Here is a 13,154-nt window from a genome sequence, read left to right on the forward strand (position 1 = left end):
CATCAGGGCGGCGGCCGCGGCGGCGAGGGCGCGCAGCCGCATGGAAATTCGTCGGATCACGGGATCTGCTTGCTTCGGGGGCGAAGTGGTTGGCAAAAGACTGCCATGATAGAGGAAACCCTTTGCACAAAGTTCCTCGCGGCAGCCAACCTAGGGTCAGTCCCGAGCGCGGACAGGGCCCGATTTGGACCCGATCCGGCCTCGGTGCGAGCCCGGTCCGCTCCCTCGTGACGCCATTGCGGCGCCCTGGTGCAGCGAATCGCGCCGGGCCGATCCCGGCCCGGCGCTTGGCGCTTAACGCGTCGCCGCCAAACGGGCGAAGCGGTCGAGCTCGGCAAGCAGCGCGTTCAGGTTCTGCTTGAGCTTGTCGAAGCCCGCATTGCGGGTCAGCGCCACCTCGTCCATGTACAGCTTGCGATTGATCTCGAGCTGCAGGCTGTGGCGGCCGGCCTGGGGCTGGCCGACCACGCGCACGATCTCCACGCCCTTGTAGGGGTGGTTGCGCCAGACGTCGTAGCCCATTTCCTTCAGCACGCCCTCGACCAGGTCGGTGAAGCGCTTGTCGCAGGTGCTGCCGTCGCGGTCGCCCACCACGAAGTCCGGATGCTGCAGGCCCGGATGCTCGGTGGCGTATTGCGCCGCCTCGCTCGGCATCGAATGGCAGTTGATGTGCCACGCGCTGCCGTGCTCGGCGATCGCCCGGTCGGCCAGCTTCTGCAGCTGGGCGTAGTAGGGCAGGTAGTAGCGCTCGATGCGCGCCTGCACCTCGGCCACGCTCAGCTTGCGATCGTAGATCGCCTCGCCGGTGTCGAGCACACGCCAGACCAGGCCCTTGCCGAGCCGGGTCTTGGGCGTTTCCTGCATCGGGCCCGGCCAGGGGGCGTCGAGCAGGGCCTGGTCGATCTCCTCGATGCCGCGGTTGGCATCGAGGTAGCTGCGCGGAAAGCCCGCGCACAGCAGCGCGATGCCCTGCTTCGGCGCGTCGGCGTACAGCTCGTCGACGAAGGTGTCCTCGGCCTGGCGCAGCAGGTTCAGGGGCAGCCCGGCGGCGTAGCGGAAGTCCGCCGGGTAGGTGGTCGCGCTATGCGGCGAATCGAGAAAGAGCGGGCTGCTCTCGCCTTCCGGCAGCTGCAGGAAGTAAGGGCGCTCCGCGCTCTTTCGGTCTGCTTCGGTCATGATGCTTGCGGCTCGGTCTTGCGGCTTAGTCCATCGAGATCTTGGCGGCGGCGGCGATGCGCTTGTTCTTGGCCACTTCGTTCTTGATCTGCGTGGCGAAGTGCGCCGGCGTGTCGCCGACCGGGGTCGCGCCCAGCTTCTCGAACTTCTCCTTGACCTCGGGCATCGCCAGCACCTTGACGGTGGCGTCGTGCAGCCTGGTCTGGATGTCGGCCGGCAGCTTGGCCGGGGCGATCAGGCCGAACCACGACGAATCGTTGACCTCGGCCAGGCCCAGCTCGGCGAAGGTCGGCACGTTCGGCAGCGCGGCGACGCGCTTGGGCGCGGCCACGGCCAGCGCGCGCAGCTTGCCGCCCTGGATGAACGGCAGCGACGACGGCAGGTTGTCGAACAGGATCTGGACCTGGTTGGCCAGCGTGTCGTTCAGCGCCGGGCCGACGCCCTTGTACGGCACGTGCAGCAGTTCGGTCTTGCTGCTCAGCTTGAACAGCTCGCCCATCATGTGCGACACGCTGCCGTTGCCGGCCGAGCCGTAGGCCAGCTTGTTCGGCTGCGACTGCGCCAGCGCGATGAAGGCCTTCATGTCGTTTGCCTTGACCGACGGGTGGACGCTCATCACGTTCGGCACCGAGGCCAGGTTGGTGATGGTGGTGAAGTCCTTGGTCGCGTCGTACTGCAGGCGCGGGTAGATCGCCGGGTTGATGCCGTGGGTCGAGGCGGTGGCGATGCCGATGGTGTAGCCGTCCGGCGTGGCCTTGGCCAGGTAGCTGGTGCCGATGCTGCCGCCGGCGCCGCCGCGGTTGTCGACCACCACGGCCTGGCCCAGTTGCTGGCCCAGCTTGTCGGCGACGATGCGGGCGACGATGTCGGTGGTGCCGCCGGCCGGGAAGGGCACGACCAGCGTGATCGGCTTGGTCGGATACGAACCCTGCGCGGCAGCCTGGAACGACAGGCCGGCGGCCAGGGCGGCCGAGCCGGCAGCGATGAGGCGGAGCATGTTACGGCGTTGCATGAATGATCCTGAAAAGGGGGTCCAACACGGAAATGGGGGAGAAAGGGCGTCGGCAGGGCGCGCCCGTCGTTGCTGTGCTAGAAAGCCTCGTTGAGCTTTGCTTGCGATTCTGCGCAAATCTGCAAGAACCGTGCAAACGAATTAAAATCGCACGGTCATTCCATTTGGTCGTGAAGTCTGGGAAATCGAGGAAGTCGCATGCGGCGCCTATGCCCGTCGTTGACCGGGCTGCAGGCCTTCGAGGCCGCCGCCCGTCATCTCAGTTTTACGCTGGCCGCCCGCGAGCTCCATGTCACGCAGGGCGCGGTCAGCAAGCAGGTCCGCCAGCTCGAGTCGTCGCTGGGCGTGGATCTGTTCGAACGCGTCCGTCAGCGCCTGCTGCTGACCGATGCCGGCCGCCGCTATCTGGAGCGGATCCGGCCCAGCCTGCAGGAGATCGAGGCCGCCACCGTCGAGCTGGTGGCCAGCCAGGGCCGCGGCGGCACGCTGCATATCGCCAGCATGCCGACGCTGGGCGCCAAGTGGCTGATTCCGCGGCTGCCGCAGTTCTTCGAGCGCCATCCCGAGGTCACGCTGGAGTTCGTGCCGCACGCGCAGGGCTATGACTTCTCGCAGCCGGACCTGGACGCGGCGATCCGCTTCGGCGATGGCGTCTGGCCTGGCAGCCTGGCCGACTACATGACCGGCCGCGAGGTGTTGCCGGTGTGCCGGCCGGGTTTGCTGGCCAACGAGCCCAACGGCGTCGCCGCGTCGCCCCAGGCGCTGCTGAACTATCCGCTGCTGCACCATACGACGGTGCCGGAGGCCTGGTCCGACTGGCTGGGGGAACTGGGCGTGACCACGCGCGAGGCCTGGAGCGGTCCGCGCTTCGACCAGTTCTCGCTGCTGACCCAGGCGGCGCTGTCGGGGCTGGGCATCGCGCTGATCCCGCGCTGCCTGATCGAGCAGGAGCTGGCCAGCGGGGCGCTGGTGGTGGCGCACCCCGCGCGGGTGCTCAGCAAGAAGGGCTATTACCTGTGCTACCCGGAGCAGAAGCAGCACCTGCCGGCGCTGCAGACCTTCCGGCAGTGGCTGATGGAAGGGGTGGACGTGGTGGCGTGAGCGGGCGACGGCCGGCTTACTTCGACAGCACCTTCATCGCCTGCTCGAGCCCGGCGATGGTCACCGGATACATCCGCGCCTTCATGATCTGGTTGATCACCGAGATCGACTGGCGGTACTGCCACAGGCCTTCCGGCTCGGGATTGAGCCAGACGAAGCGCGGGAACTGGTCGATCAGCCGATTCAGCCAGACCGCGCCCGCCTCGGGATTGTTGTACTCGACCGAACCGCCGGGCTGCAGGATCTCGTACGGGCTCATGGTCGCGTCGCCGACGAAGATCACCTTGTAGTCGGGCGTGTACTTGTGGATCAGGTCCCAGGTGGCGATCTTCTCCGCGTGGCGGCGGCGGTTGTTCTTCCACACGTAGTCGTAGACGCAGTTGTGGAAGTAGTAGTACTCCAGGTGCTTGAACTCGGTCTTGGCCGCCGAGAACAGTTCCTCGACGCGCTTGATGTGGTCGTCCATCGAGCCGCCGACATCCATCAGCATCAGCACCTTGACCTTGTTGTGCCGCTCCGGGCGCAGCTTGATGTCGAGCAGGCCCGCGTTGGCCGCGGTCGAATGGATGGTGTCGTCCAGGTCCAGCTCGGTGTCGGCGCCTTCGCGCGCGAACCGGCGCAGCCGCCGCAGCGCGACCTTGATGTTGCGCGTGCCCAGCTCGACCTGATCGTCGTAGTCGCGATAGGCGCGCGTCTCCCATACCTTGATCGCGGTGCGGTTGCCCTTGGACGGGCCGCCGATGCGGATGCCCTCGGGGTTGTAGCCGCCGTGGCCGAACGGCGAGGTGCCGCCGGTGCCGATCCACTTGTTGCCGCCCTCGTGCTTTTCCTTCTGCTCTTCGAGCAGCTGCTTCAGGCGCTCCATCAGCTTGTCGAGCCCGCCCATCGCTTCGATCCTGGCCTTCTCCTCCGGCGACAGTTCGCGCTCCAGCGTCTTCTGCAGCCAGTCGAGCGGGATGTCGGACTTCCAGTCGACCAGGTTCTCGACGCCCTTGAAGTAGGCCGCGAAGGTCTGGTCGAACTTGTCGAAGTGCTTCTCGTCCTTGACCAGCGTCATGCGCGACAGGTAGTAGAACTCGTCGATCGACGGCGCGATCACCTGGGCCTTCAGCGCCTCCAGCATGGTCAGGTATTCCTTGACGGATACCGGCAGCTTGGCGTGCCGCAGCGAGAAGAAGAAGTCGATCAGCATGGCGGGTCTCGGTGTCGCGGTGGGCTGGCGGTGCGTGCGTTGCGCTCTGTGCGCGCTGTTGTCGTGTGCGTGCGGTCGGTGCGATCGTGCACGCGGCGCTCAGCGCGGCATCTCCAGGCGGTAATGCAGATGGCGCTTCACCGTCGGCCATTCGCTGGCGATGATCGAGAAGACCACGGTGTCGCGCAGCGAGCCGTCGGGCATCACCTGATGGTTGCGCAGCACGCCGTCCTGCTTGGCGCCGAGCCGGGCGATCGCGGCGCGGCTCTGGTGGTTCATCCAGTGCGTGCGGAATTCGACCGCGATGCAGCGCAGCTGCTCGAAGGCATGCGCGAGCAACAGCAGCTTGCACTCGGTGTTGACCGCCGTGCGCTGCACACTCTGCGCATACCAGGTGTGGCCGATCTCGAGCCGCCGGTGGGTCTCGTCGACATTGAACATCCGCGTCGAGCCGACCACCGGACCGACCACGCCGTCCTGCACGCGCCGCACCACGAAGGGCATCGCGCCGAGGCGGTCGCGCTGGTCCAGCGCGGTGTCGATCCACGCGCGCATGCCGTCGGGCGTCGGCACCGAGGTGTACCACAGCTTCCACAGCTCGCCATCGCTCGCAGCCGCGCGCAGTTCGGTTTCATGCGCGGCGTCGAGCGGCTCGAGCATGACGTGCCGGCCTTCCAGCACGATCGGCGCGATCAGACGGGTCATCGGGGTTCCTGGCGAGGGTTGGAGGTTCGAAGGTCGAGGTTCGCAGTTCGATGAAGGGCAGGGCGGCGTTCAGCGGTTGGCGCGGTTCATGAAGACCAGGCGCTCGAACAGATGCACGTCCTGCTCGTTCTTCAGCAGCGCGCCGTGCAGCGGCGGAATCGCGGCCTTCTTGTCCGGGCTGCGCAGCGCCTCTGGCGGAATGTCCTCGGCCATCAGCAGCTTGAGCCAGTCGATCAGCTCCGAGGTCGACGGCTTCTTCTTCAGGCCCGGCAGGTTGCGCATCTCGTAGAACGCCTCGAGCGCGGCCGATACCAGTTCGCGCTTGATGCCCGGATAGTGGACGTCGACGATGCGCTGCATGGTGTCGGCGTCGGGGAACTTGATGTAGTGGAAGAAGCAGCGGCGCAGGAAGGCGTCCGGCAGTTCCTTCTCGTTGTTCGACGTGATGATGACCAGCGGACGATGTCTGGCGCGGATCAGTTCGCGCGTCTCGTAGACGTAGAACTCCATCCGGTCGATTTCGCGCAGCAGGTCGTTGGGGAATTCGATGTCCGCCTTGTCGATCTCGTCGATCAGCAGCACCACCGGCTCGTCGGACTCGAACGCCTGCCACAGCACGCCCTTGACGATGTAGTTGCGGATGTCGTGCACGCGGTCGTCGCCGAGCTGCGAGTCGCGCAGGCGGGACACCGCATCGTATTCGTACAGGCCCTGCTGCGCCTTGGTGGTCGACTTGATATGCCATTGCAGCAGCGGCATGCCCAGCGCGGCGGCGACTTCCTCGGCCAGCATGGTCTTGCCGGTGCCAGGCTCGCCCTTGATCAGCAGCGGACGCTGCAGCGTGCGCGCGGCGTTGACGGCGAGCTTCAGGTCGTCGGTGGCCACGTAGTGGGCGCTGCCCTCGAAGCGGGCGGAGGGGGCGGCAGAGGCGCCAGCGGCGGCTTGGGCGGTATCGGTCATGTCGCGTTCTGAGGCTTCGTTCGGGTCGGAATGGGCCAGTATAAAAGAGCTTTCCCGTTCGCGTGCGGCCATGGCGCCGCTCTATGGACTGCCGCGTGCCGCGTGCGGTACAATGCGCCGGTTTGACGCGCCCCCACGTCCATCCTCCTTCCCCGGCCGCCCACGTCGCACCCTGGCGGCCCTGGTCGGGAAGCGGCGATCACGAAAGAATGGCCGGCATGACGGTCGATGCGCACGGCCCCGGCCGTGCATTCGGCGGGAGTTCCATGTCTGGCCGCTCGGGCAGGTCACGCAGGGTTCAATCCTTCCAATCCGACTACGACAATGAAAAAGCTCCTCACGATGGTGGTGCTGGGCGCCGCCGCGACGGCAGCGCAGGCCCAGGAAGTCAAGGGCAATGTGGAGGCAGCCCGGGACAAGGTGGCGATGTGTATCGGCTGCCACGGAATTCCGGGATATCGGGCTTCGTTTCCCGAGGTGTACGAAGTGCCGATGATCGGGGGCCAGAGCGCGAAGTACATCGCGAACGCGCTGCAGGAGTACAAGAAGGGCGGCCGCAAGCATCCGACCATGCGTGGCATCGCGGCGACGCTGAGCGACCAGGATATTGCCGACGTGGCTGCGTACTACGCGCAGCAGAAGCGCGATACCCGCGACAATCCGCAGAAGTGAGAGGACTCGACATGAAGACGCTCAAGACGCTCTCGTTCGCGCTCGGCGCACTCGTGCTGGGTGCCTCGGCGATGTCGGCCTCCGCCGCCGACATCGAAGCCGGCAAGGCCCTGGTGCAGAAGGGCAATTGCGCCGCCTGCCACGGCGCCGACATGAATTCCCCGATCGCGCCGGACTATCCGAAGCTGGCAGGCCAGCACGCCGGCTACCTGTATCACGCGCTGGTCGCCTACCAGGTCCACGGCAACCCGCAGGTCGGCCGCTCCAACGCGATCATGCAGGGCCAGGTCAACGCCAACCCCGGCGTGCTCGGCAAGGACGGCAAGCCCCGCCCCTTCACGCGGCAGGAGCTGAAGAACATCGCCGCCTATCTGGAATCGCTGCCGGGCGATCTGGTGTTGAAGAGGTAAGGCAGCCTACCGCCGTCAAAAAAGCCGCTTCCTTCGAGGCGGCTTTTTTTATATCTTCGGCATGGACCGATCGAAGGCATGATGACCCCGCAATACGATGGTGCTCCCTCAACAGCGGGAGCCAATGTGCCAACCCTCAGCATATTTTTCGGGATCGTGATCACGATGTATTGGCGTGACCACGAACCGGCCCATTTCCATGCGCGCTATGGCGACGCCGAAGCGATCATCCGAATCGATACGCTTGAGGTTATCGCCGGGTCGCTCCCTCGGCGTGCGCTTGCACTGGTATTGGAATGGGCGTCGGCGCATCGAACCGAATTGGCCGAAGATTGGCGGCTTTGCAGAAATCACGAAATGCCAAAGCCCATTCCGCCCCTGGAGTAATGCAATGGTTGCGTGGCACGTCACCCGTCTGGCTGTCCTGCCAAATCATCGACTGGACGTTGAATTCGCCGATGGCACGCGCGGAATCGTGGATATGTCGCGCGATGATTTCCATGGCGTGTTTGCCCCGTTGGCTGATGAGGCCTATTTCGCCAGGGCCTCCATTGCGGATGGCGCGGTGGTATGGCCAAACGGGGTCGATATCGCCCCGGATGCGATGTACGAGGAAGTGACGGGGCGCCCGTTGATCCGATCGTAGGGGCCCGTCGGGCGAGTGGCGGCGCGGTGGCCGCCAACTCAGCGTTCATCAGTTCCCGCTGCCCTTCGCCAACCGCCGTGCCTTGACCGCGTTGGCCAGGATCTCCAGCACCCGCACCGAATCGTCCCAACCGATGCAGGCGTCGGTGACCGACTGGCCGTAGGTCAGCGAGTCGATCGGCGCGCCCTGGACATGGTCCTGGCGGCCGGCGATCAGGTGCGATTCGACCATCACGCCGATGATGCGGTCGTCGCCCGCGGCGAGCTGGCGGCCGATGTCCTCGCAGACCGGGATCTGGTTCTCGTGCTTCTTGCTGCTGTTGGCGTGCGAGGCGTCGATCATCAGCCGCGCCGCGAGCCCGGCCTTGGAAATCGCGTCGCAGGCCTGTTGCACGCTTTCGGCATCGTAGTTCGGGTTCTTGCCGCCGCGCAGGATGATGTGGCAGTCCTCGTTGCCCGAGGTCGACACGATCGCCGAATGGCCGCCCTTGGTGACCGACAGGAAATGGTGCGGCTGCGAGGCGGCCTTGATCGCATCGACCGCAATCTTGACGTTGCCGTCGGTGCCGTTCTTGAACCCCACCGGGCACGACAGCCCCGAGGCCAGCTCGCGATGCACCTGCGATTCGGTGGTGCGCGCGCCGATCGCGCCCCAGCTGACCAGGTCGGCGATGTACTGCGGCGAAATCATGTCGAGGTATTCGGTGCCCGCCGGCAGGCCCATCTCGCTGATATTGAGCAGCAGCTCGCGCGCGGTGCGCAGGCCGTCGTTGATCTTGAAGCTGCCGTCCATGTGCGGATCGTTGATCAGCCCCTTCCAGCCGACCGTGGTGCGCGGCTTCTCGAAGTAGACCCGCATCACGACCTCGAGCTCGTTGCTGAAGCGATCGCGCTGCTCCTTCAGCAGCTTGGCGTATTCGAGCGCGGCGCGGGTGTCGTGGATCGAGCAGGGGCCGATGATGACGATCAGCCGGTCGTCCATGCCATGCAGGATGCGGTGCATCGCCTGGCGCGCGCCGTAGATGACGTCCGACGCCTTCTCCGACAGGGAGAACTCGCGGATCAGGTGCGCCGGCGGCAGCAGCTCCTTCAGTTCGCGAATACGAAGGTCGTCGGTGTTCTTCAACATGATGGCTCCAGGTCTTGTCAGGTCGTGAGAGTGGGGGTATTCGATGCTGCGGGGAAAGTCGGGCCAAAAAAAAGCCGCCAGGTCTGCTGGCGGCTTTTTTGCAATCTTGGGAGGCGCTTACGACTGATCCTCTCCTTCCGCCAGCGGTGCGAGATCGCTAAAAAAGTAAAAGTAAAACTTGGCGGACATGTGGGAGGAAAGCGCGGTATTCGGTCGGTCTTGCGATTGGTATTGCGTCTGTTTTCGTCGGTATCGCGTGTCGGCGAGGCGGCAAGCGCCGGCGACGAAGCCACTTTATAGCCCGTTTCGGCACGCTTGGCAAGCGCGCCGAAACGCCCGGGCAAGGCGGAAGAGGGCCGGCTGTGGCGTCGGCGCAGCAGCGGCGCCGACGCCCGCGGCCGTCAGGCGGTGCCGCCCACCGTCATGTTCTCGATGCGCAGGGTCGGCTGGCCAACGCCGACCGGCACGCTCTGGCCTTCCTTGCCGCAGACGCCGACGCCCGAGTCCAGCCGCATGTCGTTGCCGATCATGGTGACGTCCTTCAGCGATTCGGGACCGTTGCCGACCAGCGTTGCGCCCTTGACCGGCGCGGTGATCTTGCCGTCCTCGATCAGGTAGGCCTCGCTGGCCGAGAACACGAACTTGCCGTTGGTGATGTCGACCTGGCCGCCGCCGAAGTTGACCGCGTACAGGCCGCGCTTGACGCTGGCGATGATCTCCTGCGGGTCGCGGTCGCCGTTCAGCATGTAGGTATTGGTCATGCGCGGCATCGGCAGCGCGGCGAAGCTCTCGCGGCGCGCGTTGCCGGTCACCGGCATCTTCATCAGCCGCGCGTTCAGCGTGTCCTGGATATAGCCGCGCAGGATGCCGTCCTCGATCAGCGTGGTGCACTGGGTCGGATTGCCTTCGTCGTCGAGGTTCAGCGAACCCCGGCGGCCTTCCAGCGTGCCGTCGTCGACCACGGTAACGCCCTTGGCCGCCACGCGCTCGCCCATGCGGCCGGCGAAGGCCGACGAGCCCTTGCGGTTGAAGTCGCCTTCCAGCCCGTGGCCGACCGCCTCGTGCAGCAGCACGCCGGGCCAGCCCGGCCCGAGCACGACGGTCATCGCGCCGGCCGGGGCGGGGCGCGCCTCCAGGTTGACCAGCGCCGACGACACCGCCTCGTCGACATAGGTGCGCAGCAGATCGTCGCTGAAGTAGCCGTAGTGATAACGGCCGCCGCCGCCCGAGGTGCCCATCTCGCGCCGGCCGTTCTGCTCGGCGATCACCGTGACGGACACGCGCACCAGCGGCCGCACGTCGGCGGCGATCACGCCGTCGCTGCGGGCGATCAGCACCACGTCGTATTCGCCGGCCAGGCCCGCCATCACCTGCACGATGCGCGGATCCTTGGCGCGCGCCATCTTCTCGACGCGCTCGAGCAGCGCGACCTTCTCGGCCGCCGGCATCGAATCGAGCGGATCGTTGGGTGCGTACAGGTCGCGGCCGCCCTGCGAGGCCAGCGAACCCGCCACCTTGGTGCGGCCGCTGCCGACCTTGCCGATGGTGCGGGTCGCGGCGCTGGCCTGCAGCAACGCCTCCAGGCTGATCTCGTCGGAGTAGGCGAAGGCGGTGCGGTCGCCCGACACGGCGCGCACGCCGACGCCCTGGTCGATATTGAAGCTGCCCGACTTGACGATGCCTTCCTCGAGGCTCCAGGCCTCGCTGCGGGTGTACTGGAAATACAGGTCGGCGTAGTCGACCTTGTGCGTGAAGATGTCGGCCAGCACGCGTTGCAGCCGGGCTTCGTCAAGCCCGTACGGGTTCAGCAGCAGCTGCTGTGCGGTGGCGAGATTGCGGATTCCGAGATCGCCGGCGTTCATGAATGTCCTCTGTTGGATTCGGTGTCGCGCTGCCCGGCATCGGGCCGGCAGCCGCAAGGGTGGGGCGCCGGCTGGTGCGGCGCCCGAATGTTCGGTACTACGGTTCGGTCAGGTACCACGGTTCGGTCGGGTCCTACGGGTGTCCATGCTACAGCACCCGGTGGCGCAGCGCAGGCAGGTTCTGCCGCACTTCGGCGATGCGCGCCGGGTCCAGCGTGCCGCTGACCACGCCCTCGCCCTCGGGCAGCATGGCCAGCACCTCGCCCCAGGGATCGACCAGCATCGAGTGACCCCAGGTGCGCCGGCCGTTCTCGTGCTTGCCGCCCTGGGCCGCCGCCAGCACATAGCATTGGTTCTCGATCGCGCGGGCGCGCAGCAGGATTTCCCAATGCGCCTGCCCGGTGGTGTAGGTGAAGGCGGCCGGCATCAGGATCAAGGCCAGGCCGTTCTCGCTGTCGGTGCTCGCCATCTGCCGATACAGCTCGGGAAAGCGCAGGTCGTAGCAGACCGACATCGCGACCCGGCCGCACGGCGCATCGAAGGTCACCGGCTCGCGGCCGGCCAGGATCGTGCGCGACTCGTCGTAGCGCTCCTCCCCGCGGGTGAAGCCGAACAGGTGGATCTTGTCGTAGCGCGCCACCCGTTCGCCCTGTGGGTCGAAGGCGAGCGAGCTGTTGCGGACGCGCTCGGCGTCCTCGCACCACAGCGGCAGCGTGCCGCCGACCAGCCAGATGCCGTGGCGCCTTGCTGCATCAGCCAGGAAGCGCTGGATCGGTCCGTCGCCGTCCTGCTCCCGCACCGCGACCTTGTCGCTCTCATGGCGACCCATCAGGCAGAAATACTCGGGCAGCAGCACCAGCTCGGCGCCGCCGCGGGCGGCCTCGGCGATCAGCGCATCGGCGCGCGCCAGGTTGGCGTCGAGCGCGGTGCCGGTCACGGTCTGGATCGCGGCAACACGCATTGCACGCGTCGCGCTCGGCGTGGCGGAGGAGGAAGCGGCAGGGCTGGCTGGCGCGCTGGTGGGGCGGGTAGCGGGATCGGCGGCTGGCATGGCGTTTCCTCGATGCGCGTGGGCGCAATTACGGCATGTAGGACTGCTCGGGCTGGCGGCGATCGGGAGCGCGCCTGGACCCGTCCGCGTTATTGTCGCCGACCTTGGCGATCCGCGGCTCGGCCCAGCTTCCGGTCACCTTGTAGTGCTGCGTGAAGGCCTTGGAGAACTCGTCGGCGAACAGCAATTGCGCCGCCAGCGTGCCGATCCCGAGCGCCGGATTGATGAAGGCGGCGGCGACCGAGGCCGAGGTCGCGTTGATGCGCGGCACCAGCGCGACCTCCAGATCCTGCGTTTCCTGCGGAAGATTGGCGCTGCCGGTCATCGCCGCGCTGACCTGCGGGCTCTTCAGGCGGAAGTCGCTGGTGCTGGCGATGCCGTTCTCGATGGTGCCGGTCGCGCTGATCTCGTCGAACACCAGGCCCTCGCCGGCGATGCCGCGGAAGTCCAGCGTCACCAGCCGCATCACGCTCTGCAGGCTCAGCACGCCCAGCAGCTTGGCCGCCCCGGGCTCGACGCTGACGATCTGGCCATTCTCGAGCTTGAGCGCCACGCGGCCGTTCAGCGAGGGGTAGTCGATCGCCAGCGGCGAGCCGATCCAGCGGATGCGGCCCTCGAGCTTGCCCTTGCCGTCGCGCAGCGTATGCGGCATGCCGAGCCGGTCGAGTACATCGCCGGCATTGCGCACGTCGACGTTGAAGCTGAGCAGTGTGCGGCGCTGGCCGCCGGCCTTGCCGCTGTCGCGCACGCGGCGCGGCACGCGCCAGCTGCCTTGGCCGGTGAACGTCGCGCCGGGCTGTTCCAGCGTCAGCGATTCCAGCGTCCAGACCGGTTCGCCATTGTCGAGCGCGCTGTGCGCCTTGACCTGCAGCTTGCCGAAGTCGTGGCCACGCAGTTCGAAGCGCTCGGCCTGCAGGTCGAGCGACGGCAGTTGCTCGATCTGGCCGGCCAGCGCGTCGGCGACCTTGCTGGTGTCCTGGCTGTCGGGGATGTTCAGCCGCGACAGCCGCAGCGTCAGCGCGCCGCCCGGGCTGGACGGCACCGCACGCCACTGCATCTGGCCGGCGATCTGGCGCGAGTCGAGGCGGAACTGCCAGCCGGGATCGCCGGCCTGCGGGGCGCGCACGGCGTCCAGCGTCACGTCGTCGAGCTCGCGGCCGAAGGCGAGCAGCGTGCGCGAACGCGCCGTGATGCGCTCCGGCAGATACGAGGCCGTGGCCGGTTCGCGCGCGCCGCCGC

At 66.8% G+C, this 13,154-nt stretch carries 14 protein-coding genes; 5 read left to right on the top strand and 9 right to left on the bottom strand.

What is annotated here, in order from left to right; all coding sequences use genetic code 11:
* Window positions 1-294 precede the first annotated feature (294 nt).
* Together AC6EI8_RS18100 and AC6EI8_RS18105 are read right to left on the bottom strand one after the other, a co-directional pair.
* On the bottom strand, window positions 295-1,176 hold the full coding sequence (locus AC6EI8_RS18100) for an N-formylglutamate amidohydrolase (RefSeq protein ID WP_150084790.1): 882 nt from the start codon (window positions 1,174-1,176) through the stop codon (window positions 295-297).
* A gap of 25 nt (window positions 1,177-1,201) precedes the next feature.
* Window positions 1,202-2,188, bottom strand: coding sequence for a Bug family tripartite tricarboxylate transporter substrate binding protein (locus AC6EI8_RS18105; RefSeq protein ID WP_149319342.1), 987 nt, complete (start codon window positions 2,186-2,188; stop codon window positions 1,202-1,204).
* A gap of 198 nt (window positions 2,189-2,386) precedes the next feature.
* Here AC6EI8_RS18105 and gcvA point away from each other — a divergent pair, with 198 nt between their 5' ends.
* Window positions 2,387-3,289 carry a transcriptional regulator GcvA gene (gcvA, locus tag AC6EI8_RS18110; RefSeq protein WP_064573152.1) on the top strand — a complete coding sequence of 301 codons (903 nt, stop codon included), beginning with the start codon at window positions 2,387-2,389 and terminating at the stop codon, window positions 3,287-3,289.
* Window positions 3,290-3,305: 16 nt separating this feature from the next.
* Here gcvA and AC6EI8_RS18115 read toward each other — a convergent pair whose 3' ends face one another.
* The 3 genes from AC6EI8_RS18115 to AC6EI8_RS18125 all read right to left on the bottom strand — a co-directional run bounded on the left by AC6EI8_RS18115 (window position 3,306) and on the right by AC6EI8_RS18125 (window position 6,146).
* Window positions 3,306-4,481: a vWA domain-containing protein gene (locus AC6EI8_RS18115; protein ID WP_149319341.1), complete on the bottom strand. Its 1,176-nt coding sequence runs from the start codon at window positions 4,479-4,481 to the stop codon at window positions 3,306-3,308.
* Window positions 4,482-4,580: 99 nt separating this feature from the next.
* The gene (locus AC6EI8_RS18120) at window positions 4,581-5,186 is read right to left on the bottom strand and encodes a GNAT family N-acetyltransferase (protein ID WP_149319340.1); all 606 of its coding nucleotides are present in this window, start codon (window positions 5,184-5,186) and stop codon (window positions 4,581-4,583) included.
* Between the two features lie 69 nt (window positions 5,187-5,255).
* Window positions 5,256-6,146 carry an AAA family ATPase gene (locus tag AC6EI8_RS18125; protein WP_149319339.1) on the bottom strand — a complete coding sequence of 297 codons (891 nt, stop codon included), beginning with the start codon at window positions 6,144-6,146 and terminating at the stop codon, window positions 5,256-5,258.
* Window positions 6,147-6,470: 324 nt separating this feature from the next.
* Between AC6EI8_RS18125 and AC6EI8_RS18130 the strand changes: the two genes are divergently transcribed.
* From AC6EI8_RS18130 to AC6EI8_RS18145, 4 genes are all read left to right on the top strand, one after another.
* Window positions 6,471-6,818, top strand: a complete 348-nt coding sequence (locus tag AC6EI8_RS18130; RefSeq protein WP_006578948.1) for a c-type cytochrome — start codon at window positions 6,471-6,473, stop codon at window positions 6,816-6,818.
* A gap of 11 nt (window positions 6,819-6,829) precedes the next feature.
* Window positions 6,830-7,228 carry a c-type cytochrome gene (locus AC6EI8_RS18135; protein WP_149319338.1) on the top strand — a complete coding sequence of 133 codons (399 nt, stop codon included), beginning with the start codon at window positions 6,830-6,832 and terminating at the stop codon, window positions 7,226-7,228.
* Between the two features lie 78 nt (window positions 7,229-7,306).
* Window positions 7,307-7,615 carry a DUF4160 domain-containing protein gene (locus AC6EI8_RS18140; RefSeq protein WP_226109126.1) on the top strand — a complete coding sequence of 103 codons (309 nt, stop codon included), beginning with the start codon at window positions 7,307-7,309 and terminating at the stop codon, window positions 7,613-7,615.
* A 4-nt stretch (window positions 7,616-7,619) separates the two neighbouring features.
* On the top strand, window positions 7,620-7,874 hold the full coding sequence (locus AC6EI8_RS18145; RefSeq protein ID WP_149319337.1) for a DUF2442 domain-containing protein: 255 nt from the start codon (window positions 7,620-7,622) through the stop codon (window positions 7,872-7,874).
* 48 nt (window positions 7,875-7,922) lie between these two features.
* On the opposite strand, the gene aroG is transcribed toward AC6EI8_RS18145, so the two are convergent.
* The 4 genes from aroG to AC6EI8_RS18165 all read right to left on the bottom strand — a co-directional run.
* The gene (gene aroG / locus AC6EI8_RS18150; RefSeq protein WP_174105859.1) at window positions 7,923-9,002 is read right to left on the bottom strand and encodes a 3-deoxy-7-phosphoheptulonate synthase AroG; all 1,080 of its coding nucleotides are present in this window, start codon (window positions 9,000-9,002) and stop codon (window positions 7,923-7,925) included.
* Between the two features lie 401 nt (window positions 9,003-9,403).
* Window positions 9,404-10,864 carry a metalloprotease TldD gene (tldD, locus tag AC6EI8_RS18155; RefSeq protein WP_149319335.1) on the bottom strand — a complete coding sequence of 487 codons (1,461 nt, stop codon included), beginning with the start codon at window positions 10,862-10,864 and terminating at the stop codon, window positions 9,404-9,406.
* A 148-nt stretch (window positions 10,865-11,012) separates the two neighbouring features.
* Window positions 11,013-11,825: a carbon-nitrogen hydrolase family protein gene (locus tag AC6EI8_RS18160; protein WP_149319433.1), complete on the bottom strand. Its 813-nt coding sequence runs from the start codon at window positions 11,823-11,825 to the stop codon at window positions 11,013-11,015.
* Window positions 11,826-11,943: 118 nt separating this feature from the next.
* Window positions 11,944-13,154, bottom strand: a 1,211-nt coding sequence (locus AC6EI8_RS18165; protein ID WP_498382546.1) for a YhdP family phospholipid transporter, incomplete at its 5' end; no start/stop codon positions are given.

The sequence above is a fragment of the Cupriavidus sp. R6-3 genome (assembly GCF_059772245.1).